Source organism: Maribacter sp. MJ134, from assembly GCF_003970695.1.
GTDB lineage: Bacteria > Bacteroidota > Bacteroidia > Flavobacteriales > Flavobacteriaceae > Maribacter.
Genome location: NZ_CP034570.1, coordinates 3187793 through 3201497, shown reverse-complemented (window position 1 = coordinate 3201497; position 13705 = coordinate 3187793). Strand labels below are relative to the sequence as shown.

Annotated in this window: 15 protein-coding genes; 4 read left to right on the top strand and 11 right to left on the bottom strand. The window is 38.5% G+C overall.

Going from position 1 to position 13705, the window contains the following annotated elements; genetic code table 11:
- Nucleotides 1-15 precede the first annotated feature (15 nt).
- Nucleotides 16-792 (top strand): UDP-2,3-diacylglucosamine diphosphatase, encoded by a 777-nt coding sequence (locus EJ994_RS13845; protein WP_126593022.1) that lies wholly within the window; start codon nt 16-18, stop codon nt 790-792.
- 231 nt (nt 793-1023) lie between these two features.
- Here the strand turns inward: EJ994_RS13845 and EJ994_RS13840 are convergent, their stop codons facing one another.
- From EJ994_RS13840 to EJ994_RS13820, 5 genes are all read right to left on the bottom strand, one after another.
- Nucleotides 1024-2295 (bottom strand): MFS transporter, encoded by a 1272-nt coding sequence (locus tag EJ994_RS13840; protein ID WP_126593021.1) that lies wholly within the window; start codon nt 2293-2295, stop codon nt 1024-1026.
- A gap of 3 nt (nt 2296-2298) precedes the next feature.
- Nucleotides 2299-2685 (bottom strand): VOC family protein, encoded by a 387-nt coding sequence (locus EJ994_RS13835; RefSeq protein ID WP_126593020.1) that lies wholly within the window; start codon nt 2683-2685, stop codon nt 2299-2301.
- On the bottom strand, nt 2682-4370 hold the full coding sequence (recJ, locus tag EJ994_RS13830) for a single-stranded-DNA-specific exonuclease RecJ (protein ID WP_126593019.1): 1689 nt from the start codon (nt 4368-4370) through the stop codon (nt 2682-2684). The genes EJ994_RS13835 and recJ overlap by 4 nt, the downstream gene beginning before the upstream one ends.
- A 62-nt stretch (nt 4371-4432) precedes the next feature.
- Nucleotides 4433-4783 (bottom strand): four helix bundle protein, encoded by a 351-nt coding sequence (locus EJ994_RS13825; RefSeq protein WP_099573804.1) that lies wholly within the window; start codon nt 4781-4783, stop codon nt 4433-4435.
- Nucleotides 4784-4821: 38 nt separating this feature from the next.
- A complete protein-coding gene (locus EJ994_RS13820; RefSeq protein ID WP_126593018.1) occupies nt 4822-5250 on the bottom strand; it encodes an OsmC family protein in 429 nt (142 codons plus the stop codon).
- A gap of 103 nt (nt 5251-5353) precedes the next feature.
- Between EJ994_RS13820 and EJ994_RS13815 the strand changes: the two genes are divergently transcribed.
- On the top strand, nt 5354-5956 hold the full coding sequence (locus EJ994_RS13815; protein ID WP_099573802.1) for a carboxymuconolactone decarboxylase family protein: 603 nt from the start codon (nt 5354-5356) through the stop codon (nt 5954-5956).
- Nucleotides 5957-6629: 673 nt separating this feature from the next.
- On the opposite strand, the gene EJ994_RS13810 is transcribed toward EJ994_RS13815, so the two are convergent.
- The 6 genes from EJ994_RS13810 to EJ994_RS13785 form a co-directional block, all read right to left on the bottom strand.
- Nucleotides 6630-7829 (bottom strand): ATP-binding protein, encoded by a 1200-nt coding sequence (locus EJ994_RS13810; protein WP_126593017.1) that lies wholly within the window; start codon nt 7827-7829, stop codon nt 6630-6632.
- 152 nt (nt 7830-7981) lie between these two features.
- Nucleotides 7982-8563 carry a uracil-DNA glycosylase family protein gene (locus EJ994_RS13805; RefSeq protein ID WP_126593016.1) on the bottom strand — a complete coding sequence of 194 codons (582 nt, stop codon included), beginning with the start codon at nt 8561-8563 and terminating at the stop codon, nt 7982-7984.
- 9 nt (nt 8564-8572) lie between these two features.
- A complete protein-coding gene (locus EJ994_RS13800; RefSeq protein WP_126593015.1) occupies nt 8573-9703 on the bottom strand; it encodes a DUF819 family protein in 1131 nt (376 codons plus the stop codon).
- Between the two features lie 17 nt (nt 9704-9720).
- Complete coding sequence (gene rsmI, locus EJ994_RS13795; protein ID WP_126593014.1) at nt 9721-10392, bottom strand: 16S rRNA (cytidine(1402)-2'-O)-methyltransferase; 672 nt, start codon at nt 10390-10392, stop codon at nt 9721-9723.
- Nucleotides 10393-10401: 9 nt separating this feature from the next.
- On the bottom strand, nt 10402-10758 hold the full coding sequence (locus tag EJ994_RS13790) for a DoxX family protein (protein WP_126593013.1): 357 nt from the start codon (nt 10756-10758) through the stop codon (nt 10402-10404).
- Nucleotides 10759-10846: 88 nt separating this feature from the next.
- Entirely contained in the window at nt 10847-11536 is a 690-nt protein-coding gene (locus tag EJ994_RS13785) for a hypothetical protein (RefSeq protein ID WP_126593012.1), read from the bottom strand.
- 357 nt (nt 11537-11893) lie between these two features.
- On the opposite strand from EJ994_RS13785, the gene EJ994_RS13780 reads away from it, so the two are divergent.
- Together EJ994_RS13780 and alr are read left to right on the top strand one after the other, a co-directional pair.
- Nucleotides 11894-12538, top strand: a complete 645-nt coding sequence (locus EJ994_RS13780) for a thymidine kinase (protein ID WP_099573797.1) — start codon at nt 11894-11896, stop codon at nt 12536-12538.
- Nucleotides 12531-13637, top strand: a complete 1107-nt coding sequence (gene alr, locus EJ994_RS13775) for an alanine racemase (RefSeq protein WP_126593011.1) — start codon at nt 12531-12533, stop codon at nt 13635-13637. Before EJ994_RS13780 ends, alr begins: the two co-directional genes overlap by 8 nt.
- The last annotated feature ends 68 nt before the right edge of the window (nt 13638-13705 follow it).

Sequence of the window (13705 nt, the reverse complement as noted above, 5' to 3'; positions counted from 1 at the left end):
TATTTGTAAACTCGTATGACAACTTTAGAGCTAACCGGAGGAAAGAAAGTGTATTTTGCCAGTGATAATCACTTGGGAGCACCGACGATGGAGCAAAGCTATCCCAGAGAAAAAAAATTTGTCGCTTGGTTAGATGAGATAAAGGCAGATGCGGGTGCCATCTTTTTACTTGGTGATCTGTTTGATTTCTGGATGGAATATAAAACCGTAGTCCCTAAAGGTTTTACCCGTACACTAGGGAAGTTGGCCGAAATCTCAGATGCAGGTATTCCTATCTTTTATTTTGTTGGTAATCACGATCTTTGGATGAACGGTTATTTTGAAGAAGAATTGAATATTCCCGTTTTTCATAGGCCACAGCAGTACACCATTAACGGGATTTCTTTCTTTATAGGCCATGGAGATGGCCTTGGACCGCATGACAAAGGATATAAACGGATGAAAAAAGTATTTACCAATCCGGTTGCAAAATGGTTCTTTAGATGGTTACATCCGGATTTAGGTGTTAAACTTGCCCAGTACTTCTCTGTTAAGAACAAACTTATTTCTGGAGACGAGGACGCCAAGTTCCTTGGAGCAGATAAGGAATGGTTAGTACAATACGCCAAAAGAAAATTGGAAACACAACATTACGACCACTTCATTTTTGGACACCGGCATCTTCCTTTAGAAATCGATTTAAACGAAAAGTCCAAGTACACCAACTTAGGAGATTGGATCAATTACTATACCTATGCTGTATTTGATGGTGATAGCTTATCGCTTAGAGCATATAAGGGTAAAACGGAGTAGTTCATCATCTAAATTATTTGTAATCTTTTTCTTACAACATATTTTGAAGGTTTCACAACAATAATTTAGAAAGTAGCTAGGATGCATATATCTTTACAGTGTTATTAAGTTTTAGTGTTGATTCCAAATCTTCACAGTACCTACAAAAACCGATCTTAATGACCCAAATCTTAATTTACCTACATTACAAAATAGCCCTTCTCCCAAGAGGGGCTTTTTTGATTTGTATGATTAAATCTCCTTCTCGTGCTCGTCAATATCTTTCTGTAAATCCAATCTTCTAAAGGATGGAGATACGAAAGCGGTGACCCCTACGGTTAAAAGTGTCATGGCGCCTCCGAATACTACGGCCGTTACCGTTCCCATAAGTTTTGCGGTTACTCCACTTTCAAAAGCTCCCAATTCATTGGAAGAACCAACGAACATAGAATTTACCGAAGCTACCCTACCACGCATATTGTCTGGCGTTTTTAGTTGAAGTATGGTCTGGCGTATAATCATGGACACCCCATCTACCGCTCCGCTTAGGAACAGTGCAATAACAGATACCCAAAAATACGGGGATAAGCCAAAAACAATAATACATACTCCAAAACCTGCTACTGCCCAGAGTAGTTTTTTACCCGCATTTCGATGTAGTGGAAATCTAGTGGAACCTAACATGGTAATAGATGCCCCAACTGCCGGTGCCGCCCTTAAAATACCGAATCCTTCTGAACCCACTTGAAGGATATCTTGGGCAAAAACGGGTAATAATGCCACCGCACCACCAAAAAGAACGGCAATCATATCCAAGGTAAGGGCTCCAAAGACTGCTTTTGTTCTAAAGACAAACTGTAAGCCCTCCTTTAAACTTTGGAAAACCGGTTCTCCTATTTTTGCATTCAATATGGGTTTTTTAGGAATCTTTAATAGAAGTAATAAGGCCAGAATAGAAAACCCAAAGATGACACACATAGACCAATGTACCCCTATGAGGCTTATAGAAAACCCAGCTAATGCCGGACCCAGTACAGAGGCAAATTGCCATGTAGAACTACTCCACGTTGCGGCATTTGGGTAAATTCTTTTGGGCACTATTAAAGCGATCAAGGAAAAAATTGTAGGGCCTAAAAAAGCCCTGACCAAACCACCTATAAATACCAAAAAATAGATGCCGTATAAAATGTTCTTTGTCTCCATTTCAGATTCCATGCTTGGTAAACTCAGCATAAAAAGACCAAAACTAACTACAGAAAAACCAAGAATGCATTTGATCAAAAGATTTCGTTTTTCCTTTTGGTCCACAATATGACCTGCAAACAAGGCCATACCCACCGCCGGGATAACCTCCATTAACCCTATGATACCTAATGACAAGGGGTCTTTGGTCATGGAATACACTTGCCATTCTATAACAATAAACTGCATAGACCAAGCAAAAACCATTGCAAAACGTACTCCTAAAAATATATTGAATTCCTTGAAACGTAATGCGGCATACGGGTCTATTTCTTTGCTCATCTGCTAAATAGTAATTTCAATTCTATTTTGCTCTGGGTCCAGGACAACGCTCTCATAATAACCATCTCCCGTCGTTCTGGGTTCTCCGGCTACTGTATAACCATCCGTTCTCAGTTTTTCCGTCAAAGAATCTACTTTTTCCTTAGAACCTACAGCAATTGCAAAGTGACTTATCCCTATATGTTCTTGGGCAGGATTAGCAAGCCCAAGTATTTCCGGTTTCTGCATCAATTCTAATCTAGCACCCTCTTTAAAACTTATGAAATACGAAGAGAAGTTCTTTGTGGGGTTGTGGTATCTATCTCCCGCAGTGGCCCCGAAATATTTTTCGTAGAAACTACGTGTCTTCTCCAAATCCGTTACCCAAATGGCCAAGTGTTCTATCTTCATTTAATATCCCTTAGCTTTAATTGAAGGCTCACATTTCCCTGCCACTCATTCTCATCAATTGAGAATACTGCGCTGAAAGGTTTTCTGCTCGTTACCAGGTTTAGCTTATCCCCAAGATTAAAGCCTATACCCCCAATTTTATGACTATCGTACTGGGTAACCGAAAGTTTTAAATGCGCTTCATCTTGTCCTACGCCTTTTGCGTAACCTGTATCCACCAAATTTTCCGCCATAAAAACCGGGCTCATATTCCCCGGTCCAAAAGGGGCGAACTGGTTAAGAATACGCAATAATTTTGGGGTAATGTCCTTTAATGTTATTACGGCGTCCACCGAGATTTCCGGAGTCAGTAACTGCGGGTCAATAGTCTCTTTGACCACTTTTTCAAATTGATGTTTAAAATTTTGATATTGGTTCGCTGACAATGTTAGGCCTGCGGCGTATTTATGTCCTCCAAACTGTTCTATATAGTCCGAACAACCTTCCAAGGCATTATAAACATCAAAGCCTTTAACGGAACGTGCAGATGCGGCCAACTTATCACCACTTTTGGTAAATACCAATGTAGGCCTGTAATACGTTTCCGTTAGGCGCGATGCTACGATGCCTATAACTCCCTTATGCCAAGTATCTTTATACACTACGGAAGTGAATCCCTCTTGCTCCTCGTTTCTTTGAATTTGGACCAATGCTTCTTGGGTAATTTCTTGGTCCAACCCTCTCCTGTCCGTATTAAATTTTTCAATCTCGGCAGCAAACTTCGAGGCTTTGTTTAAATCTGTTTCTACGAGCAGATTAACGGCATGTTGGCCATGTTTCATTCTTCCGGCCGCATTAATTCTTGGAGCAATGATGAAGACCACATCTGTAATGGTTAGCGTGGCCTTGTTTATTTGGTCTATAATGGCCTTAAAACCTATACGAGGTTGTTCGTTGATGACCTTTAGACCGTAATAGGCCAAAATTCTATTTTCCCCAGTTATTGGTACAATATCCGCCCCTATTGCAGTCGCCACTAGATCAAGATATTGGGTAATGTCGTAAATGGTTTCTCCCCTACGCGAACCCAAGGCCTGAATTAATTTAAAACCCACGCCACAACCGCATAATTCGTCATACGGATAGCTGCAATCTTCTCTTTTCGGGTCCAAAACGGCCACCGCATCCGGTAAATTTTTACCAGGCCTGTGGTGATCACAAATTATAAAATCAATTTCCTTTTCTTTTGCATAAGCCACCTTTTCAATGGCTTTTACGCCACAATCCAAGGCTATAATAAGCGAGAAACCGTTATCCTCGGCAAAATCGATACCCTTATAGGAAACGCCATAACCCTCATCATAACGGTCGGGAATATACGTTGCCACATTGGGATAGTAACTTAACAAATAGGAAGACACCAAAGCAACAGCCGTTGTTCCATCTACATCATAATCTCCAAAAACCAAAATGTTCTCGTTATTGGCAATGGCGGTGGCTATTCTTTCTACTGCGACATCCATGTCCTTCATCAAGAACGGGTCATGTAGATCTTCTAATTGGGGTCTAAAAAAGTTTTTGGCTTCCTCGTAAGTGCTAATTCCTCTTTGTAACAATAGCTGCGCTACCAATGTATCCACACGAAGCTCTTTGGCCAATTGGTCAATAGCTTCGGAATCTGGTTTTGGTTTAATGGTCCAGCGCATTCTGTAAGTGCAAGTTCAAGTATCAAGTGCAAGTCCATTTATGCAAAAGCCGACTCAACACTTTATTTTTTATTTTTAATTATTGTTGCAATAATTCGAATAAGTTGTTCTACTTCATCAAGTAAGTTATCCCTTTTACTAGTAATACCGTATTCAACTTTATGTAAGATTTTCAGGTTTACTCTTGATTCTTTTAGTTCTTTAAGACAAATGCTTGCTTTATTAATGTAATCTCTTTTAGTATTCGTTCCTTGAGCCTCACCAAAATTTAAGGCAGAACTACCACCAGACCTTAATAATTGATTTCCATAATACTGCCCCGTCATATCAGAAGGCAAATCTTTACAAAATATAACAATAGCTCCCGCAAAATCAACAAGTCTATCTTCTAAATCAAATTTTTTATCCGTCATATTTTGAATTTGAACTTGATACTTGCGCTTGAACTTTTTTACTTGTTATGAAACACGGTTTTAATCTCCAACTCGGCAAACCGTCTGAACATTTCCATGACCCCACAATATTTCTCTACGGATAAATCTACTGCACGTTGTAATTTGTCCTCTTTTAGGTTACTTCCATGAAAATGGTACTCGATTTCTACTTTATAATAATACTTCGGATGCTCATCGGTAAGATTGGCAATGGTTTCGATATGAAATTCATCGACCTCTAGCTTCATTTTCTTGATGAGTCCTGCAATATCCAATCCTGAACAACCCGCTAAAGAAGAAAGCATGAGCGCTTTTGGCCGCAGCCCACTACTATCCCCACCATCTTCTGTGGCGATATCTATCTTTACATGATGTCCAGAAGGATTATTGCTCTCAAAAGCCATATTTCCTAACCATTTGGTGCTGATATGATTTGTTGTACCCATAATTTTTTGTTTCTTGTAGATTACAAAAATACAATTATCTAACTAGAAAACTTCTCGATGCTAAGCAACGGAACAAGAGGTTTTCGTATAATAAAATCTTTATATGCCCTTAGTAAAACCGCTTGACCCTAGTCACAGCCCAGAAACTGCAGAATTGGCCAAATTTTTTAACGAAACGCTTGGTTTCTGCCCAAATTCTATACTTACCATGCAACATAGACCGGCCATCTCCAAGGCATTTATAAACCTTAATATGGCAGTAATGGCCAATGAAGGTCGTGTAACTTCGGCCTTAAAACGGATGATCGCCTGGGTAAGTAGTAATGCTACGGGTTGCCGCTATTGTCAGGCGCATGCCATACGTGCTGCTGAGCGTTATGGTGCAGAACAGGAGCAACTGGATAATATTTGGGAGTACCGTACTCACCCCGCTTTTTCCGAAGCGGAACGTGCCGCTCTGGATTTTTCTTTACAGGCATCACAAGTACCCAACGCCGTTGATGCGGAGATTAAAGCCCGACTCTATACACATTGGGACGAAGGCGAAATTGTAGAAATGCTCGGGGTAATATCACTCTTTGGATATCTTAACCGATGGAACGACAGCCAAGGAACGGATATTGAAGAAGGTGCCGTAGATAGTGCCAACCAATATTTGGGCAAACATGGTTGGGAGAAAGGGAAACATGACGGTTCTCGTTATTAGATAACTGGACTTTTAGATAAAAAAATAAAACCCTGCCGATTGGCGGGGTTTTTCTTTTAAAATGCCATACTGGAAATTATTCCCCTATTGGATTAGAATTGACTCACTAATTTTGAATGTACATGATATAGACCTGAGAACAAGAATTTAAAACAGACAAAAAAGCTTCTTTTTTTAGCGTTTAGAATTGTTTTGTTTTTTCGGATGTAATGGAAGTTAAATTTTATTATCGTCTTTTCTTCATGTTACACGGAGATATCATGAGATACACGAAATTCGAATAAATATAATTTTAGGTTATGGAGGTATATTATATACTGGTAGGAATAGCACTTTTATTGCATGTGATGGATATAAAGAAATTACTTAGACTATTGTTTTATCGTTTTGCCTATCCTAAAGCAACTTTAAAAGAGATTGGGAAAATTGAAAGAAAAAGGACCTCTTTAATAACTAAGGTCATGCATAAAATTGTAAGACATGAATCCAGAAATTAAAATACTACCAAACTTCACAGGTAAATATCTTTACAAATCAATTCGTTTATTGGTTTTTTGGGTCATCCTCCCTATCGTAATACCCTCTATTATATTGCTACTTTTCTTTCCTGAAAGAGTGTTGGAAATTAGAAGTATTTTTAGATAATAACGCTTTTTGTAAGGACGAGAATTTTTCAATAAAGTAAACCGAACAGGTATAAAGGGATACTATTTAAATTCCCTATTTCAATATCGTCTCGCACCACATAAGCATTTTTTAATCCTTTAATCTGATTTGTGGATTTTCCTTTGCCTCCAATTTCAAATATGTACTTTCTATCAATTAAAAAATCTCCTTTTTCGGCTAAGTGAATTTCACGATCATTTAAGTTCTTGAACTGATTGGCAAAAAAGGTTTCTCTTATAGTGCCAATTTCTTGAATATGCCTACTCAAAGCGCTTATTAAATTAGTGTTATTTAGATATATTTTTTCAGGTTTGGTAAATGCCCCTATTCCTTTGGTTGGTTTAAACAGTTCTATAACCAAATCCGCCCTTTCTAGCAACTTTATTGAATTCAACAAAAAATCCCTTGACATACCCAAACGCTCACTAAGTTTTGAAACATTAGGAGAAAAGGGTGCCGATTGCGCTATGGCTACTAGCAACTTTTTTATTCTTCTGCTATCGGAATAGGGTATGTTTTCAATAGCGTTGAAGTCTATTTCCAATATTAGATTAATGGTTTGTAGCAATTTTTGCAAATAGTTATTTGTTCCTTCTAAGAAATAAGGATAACAACCATAATCCAAATAAGCCTTAAAATCTTTAAGAGGATGCTGCAAGTCTTCTTTTACTTTTTTGGCTATATTATGGTGCTCTTCAAGTAATTCTTGCAAGCTTACTTTTGGCAAATGATAACCCTTTGTAAAAAGAATAAATTCCCTAAATGAAAGTTCTTTTAAGTGATAATTTACAACTCTTCTACTTAAATCTGATTCACCTTTATAAATTTCCAGCATTGATGACGAAGTGAATACTGTTTTGAGTTTAGGGAATTGATCGTAAACCAATTTTAGTTCTCTGGACCACTGAGGATATTTATGTACTTCGTCCAAGAAAAGATGTGTCCCGCCTTGAAGCACAAATTCCTTTGCAAGTTCTATTAAGGTATGGTCTATAAAGTAAAGATTGTCTAAGGAAACATAAAGCGGTACCGCTTCTTTGGTTAAATTAAATTTTATATGTTGAATTAATAGCGTTGTTTTACCCGAACCTCTAGCCCCTTTAATTGCAATGAGCCTATCGCTCCAGTCTATTGTTGTTAGAAGATAGCGTTGTTTACTACTAACATGTTCCAAAAGTTGCTCCTGAGTTGAGAATAATTCGTCCATTTAGGTGAAATTTACTACTCAAATATAAAAAATTGTCTTTTCATATCGACAAAAATTTAATAAAATGTCTTTTTCTGTAGACAAAAATTACAAAAAATGTCTTTTTTTGTCGACAATTTCATTTTCTACAGTACTAGCTAAAAGAAAATTAATTATACCGTTTCAGCTAGAATTGCACGCACTAGTGCCCTTAACTCTCCCACAACCTCATCTTCAAACCAGGGGTTTTTACGTATCCAAAAACGGTTCACAGGGGAAGGGTGGGGCAGCAGAAAATATTTAGGTAGAAACTCTTGAAAGGACCGCACGTTTTCGGTCAAATTTCTTTTAGCGGTTTCCTTTAAATATTGGCCCTGAGCATACTTCCCGATCAAAAGTATTAACTGTACATTTTTAAATTGCTCCCAAACCAAATTGTGCCAAAGCGGAGCACATTCCTTTCTCGGAGGTAAATCTCCTGTTTTGGCCTTACCTGGAAAACAAAAACCCATTGGTAGCACCGCAAAGTTATCTGGATTATAAAATAGTTCTGCTGTTACGCCCAACCATTCTCGTAATTTTCTTCCGCTAGGATCGTCCCAAGCCTTATTATGGTCATGCGCCTTCTTCCCGGGAGCCTGACTCACCAATATAATTTTTGAATTCTTGTTTCCAGCTATAATAGGTCTAGGCTCTAATGGAAGGTGTGGCGCACATACCTGACAAGCTCTAATTTCTGAGAGTAATTCTTTCATATACTTTTTCTAAAAAGTCACAAAATTCTTTAATAACCAAATCGTTAACATACCCCAAAATGTTCCCGTGGCCATACTTAAGATTGCCAGTACAATAGCATGTGGCATCCATTTGATATTATAGGCGGCCGTAACCGCCGGGGCCGTGGCAATACCTCCCACATTGGCCATACTGGCAATGGGCACCCAGGCCATATTCACGTTCAGTAATTTGGCAATTAGTAACATAAATATAAAATGACCAACAAGCCAAACGGTTAAGAAACCAAGAAACGGAACATTAAAGCCCAAAGTGGCCAACTGCAGTTTTAATCCCAAAACGGCCATCACGATAATAATTAAAATACCTCCTGCTCTTAAAGCGAATTTAAAATTCCATCGCGATATAAAATTACTTAGTGCCAAACCTACGAACGAAAGCAATACTACTTTGACTACAAAACTGTCCAGCAAAAAATTGGACAATACTACAAATCCAAGAAGTATGCAGGTGCTTAGCCACGGATTCAATTTTGCGCCTTTTTCTGCACGAATATTTTCTGGAATGGCGATGTCGGATATCTTGAACCATGAATTGAGCTTATCACTTTTCTTGATACCTTGAAACATGAGAATGGTCCAAACGTTCACCAGAATATTATCCATTACCAAAACCGTAAGGAAAATATTCTCAGGGCATTCTACAAGTTCTTTTAAAACCAACTGACTGGTGCTGCCACCAATCCAACTGCCAACAATAGGCGGTATTCCCATCCAATAGTCTTCCAACACCATGGTTTTTGAAATAAGTTCCGTATCGGAAAACGCCCACATTAACAGCACGGGAAACACGGCAATAAATAATGAACCAGAGGCAAATACTACTATAGGTTTTAGACCAATTGCCTTTAGCTGACCTAGGGACAAACTACTCATGACCGCAATAATGGCCAAGGGAATGAAATAGTCTTTACTAAAATTATGGATACTTGCCTGAGAATAGTCGGCATTCAAAATATACGAGACGATAGCAGGAATAATATAGGCCAAAAGAATTGCAGGCACCCAATCAAACAAGGATTTAACATGCTTGTTCTCCCATCGGTCTAGATAATAAACGGCTATGACCGTAAATGTAGAGATAATCCAAGGTGCTAACATGGGTTCAATGTAAGAAACTATTTCTTGCCCCCGACAACAATAACGATTTCTCCTTTCGGTGATTTTTCAGTGTAGTGCTTTAATACTTCTTCAGCCGTTCCCCTAACCGTCTCTTCGTATAATTTAGTGAGCTCTCTAGAGACGGAAATAGGTCTGTCCGCTCCAAAATACTCCACAAAATTGGTCAAGGTTTTCACCAACTTATGGGGCGATTCGTAAAAAATAATGGTTCTCGTTTCTTCCGCCAACAGCTTCAACCGGGTTTGCCTGCCTTTTTTTACGGGCAAGAATCCTTCAAAAACAAACTTATCGTTTGGCAGCCCGCTATTGACCAAGGCGGGTACAAAAGCTGTTGCTCCTGGCAAACATTCTACGGCAATGTCATTTTCCAAACAAGCTCGGGTCAATAAAAAACCTGGGTCAGAAATCGCAGGTGTGCCCGCGTCGGAAATAAGCGCCAAGTTGGCTCCTCCTTTTAATTTAGTGATAAGATTAGTTATACTTCTATGTTCATTGTGCATATGATGACTATGCATTGGGGTGCCAATCTCAAAATGTTGTAATAGCTTTCCGCTGGTTCGGGTATCTTCAGCAAGTATGAGGTCTACTTCTTTTAAAATACGAATGGCCCTAAGGGTCATATCCTCAAGATTACCAATAGGCGTTGGAACTAAGTATAATTTTCCCATAGCACAAAGTTAAGGCCTTACTTGCTTTCCTGTAAAATATGAAATTATAACTGCGCAAAAAGCGATGACCGCAAACATGTGCTGACCATCACTCACCATATAATGGGCAAAAAAAGCTAAGACCACATCATAAAAAAATCCTGCATAGGCCCATTCTTTAAGCCATTTGGAAAAATTACCCCAAATAGCGATTAAACCCAATATTTTAGCGATAGCCAATGGATAAATCAGATAGGTAGGGTACCCCATGTTCTCAAAAAATCCCACGATCATTTCATGATTGAAGAAATAATTGAAAACCGAGAAGCACATAATAGCCGTTAGGACCGCAGTAGCCGAATAGTACAGGATTTTTGTTGTTTTCATATACTTTGTATTGATTGTTGTCTTTGCATTGGTGAAACAAAAAAACCCAACAATTTTGTCGGGCTCTATTCTAAATCTTGACTGCGTATTAAGCGAATCTTCGTTCTATCAATTCCATAAAACGTAACTCGTACTCTTCTTTTCCTTCCCAATTATTATAGTCCGGTTTTACCATATTCTTTATGAACGCAATAGAACGCTCTTCTGTATCAATTGTATTTAACTGAGATAACACCCTATTGTAATCTTCCGTACTATCATTAAAAAGATGTTTCACGAAAGCTAATCTGTTGTTAAGGTCAACTTTTAAATCTTTATTTCCAAGTCGGTCGTTCAAGGACTTGGGGGTTTCTTGGGTAGCTTCAAGAGTTTCCTTAGAAGGCATAAACAACTCTTTATCGTTCTTGATTAAATCTGGCTTTCCCATGAACTCGCTAAGCACTTCCTCCAAGTTATCCGAACTTGGCATTTCTGAAACCATATCCTTAATCGTATCCATCCCCGGAGTCATAATGTCTTCTTCGTGTGGATTATTTTCCGGTACTGAGGCGTTGGCATTGAGAACGGCGCCGGCCATTTGTTCAAATTTTTCCGCAATAACACTTTTGGAAACATCAACCTGTATATCGTTAAGCTCTTCCTCAATAAATTTGAGTACGGCTATTTTTTCGTATAATTTTTTGGCCGCCTCATAGAGTTCCGTGATTTCATTTATATCCCGAGAGGTGATAATGTCCGTTGACATTTTTACCAATTCCTGTTTTAACTTTCTTTTCATCTAACACTTTTTATCTGCTACTGGCGGTTAGTATCAGTAACCACTTTTATCTTTTTTATATGATATCGTATTCAGGAGAACTTTGCAGCATACAAATTAGTCTATTCCCGAATAATTATACCCCTTTTTCAAATAACTTTAGCATTCCATAATCTAGAACGAAAAAACAGCTTATTTTAGTTCAAGAGACTTTTTAAAAATTCACTGTTTGTTTTTTTATGTCTCTTTTTGCACATAACTTCGTTTAAATTTAGAACGACAACTATACGGTCCTTTGAATTTCTGCCTTGTTCCGCATCAAAATAAACGGTAGAAAATTCAACGGTGATTTTCTAATTTAGTCTCTAAAATTACAAAATGTTTCTCGAAAATACGGTTAACCATAAGGAACAGTTCGGTTGGATAGAGGTTATCGCCGGATCCATGTTTTCTGGTAAGACCGAGGAATTGATAAGACGTTTAAAACGGGCAAAGTTCGCTAAACTCAACGTAGAGATTTTTAAACCCATGGTAGACACCCGGTATGATGATGAGATGGTGGTGTCCCACGATGCTAACGAAATACGTTCTACACCGGTTCCTGCCGCAGCCAATATTCGAATACTGGCCGATACCTGTGATGTCATTGGAATAGACGAAGCCCAATTCTTTGACGATGAGATTGTGACAGTCTGTAACGATTTGGCGAATAAAGGCATCCGCGTGATTGTCGCCGGGCTGGATATGGATTTTAAAGGAAACCCTTTTGGCCCCATGCCCGCGCTGATGGCAACTGCAGAATATGTGACCAAAGTACATGCTATTTGTACCAGAACAGGAAATTTAGCTAACTACAGCTTTAGAAAGTCCAATAACAACAAATTAGTAATGCTCGGCGAAACAGAAGAGTACGAGCCCTTGAGTAGGGGGGCGTTCTATAAAGCTATGCTTAAGGAAAAGGTAAAGGATATGAACGTAGCCTCAGAAGAGGTGAAAGCTTCTAAAAAAGATTCCAATGTCTAATTACGGAGAAACCGTTCTAGAAATAGACCTAAAAGCTTTAGCTCATAACTACGTCTATTTACGTTCCAGATTAATGCGGGAAACTAAATTTTTGGCCGTAGTAAAGGCTTTTGGTTATGGCAGTGCCGTCGAAAGAATTGCGCTAAAACTTCAAGATTTAGAAGTTGATTATTTTGCCGTAGCTTATGTAAATGAGGGCGCAGCCTTGCGCAATGCTGGTATAACCAAACCCATATTGGTACTGCATCCTCAACCTATTAACTTTAAAACAGTTATAGCGTGTTGCTTGGAACCAAGTATTTATTCTCCAAAAGTCTTAAAAGAATTCTTAGAGATCGCTAAAGAGGAAAATCAGAAAGATTACCCGGTACATCTAAAATTCAATACGGGGTTAAACCGGTTGGGCTTTTGGGAAAATGATGTGGATTTTATTGCACAACAACTCCATAGGCGTTCAGAAATAAGCGTGGTATCCATTTTTTCGCATCTTGCGGCATCAGAAGATCTGAACGAGAGATCATTTACAATTAAACAGATTGAAAATTTTAAGAGTATTGCTCTAGAACTCAATAATAAACTAGGGTATGAGCCTTTTCGGCATCTATTGAATACCTCTGGCATTATTAATTATTCCGAGGCACAATTTGAAATGGTTAGGAGCGGTATTGGCCTTTACGGTTATGGAAACGAACCAAAAATAGACTCGGAATTAAAACCAGTAGCAACACTTAAGACGGTCATTTCACAAATTCATAGAATAGAGCCAAATGAAAGTGTTGGATACAATAGAGCCTATACATCAAAAGATTATAGGGCCATAGCCACACTACCCTTGGGACATGCAGACGGTATTGGCCGCCAATACGGTAACGGAAAAACATATGTTCTAGTTAAAGGTAAAAAAGCCTTTATCGTAGGTAATGTCTGTATGGATATGATTATGATAGATATTACGGATATCGATTGTGAGGAAGGTGATGAAGTCATAGTCTTTGGACCTCAATTATCCGCGCAAAACTTTGCGGAAAAAGCGAATACTATCTCTTACGAGCTGCTAACAGCTATATCTCCGCGTGTAAAGCGAGTAGTATTGGACTAAATTTCAAGAATTAACGTTTTTTTAAGAATCCGTTTTTTTTCTTACATTGCACTCACTTAATAATAACC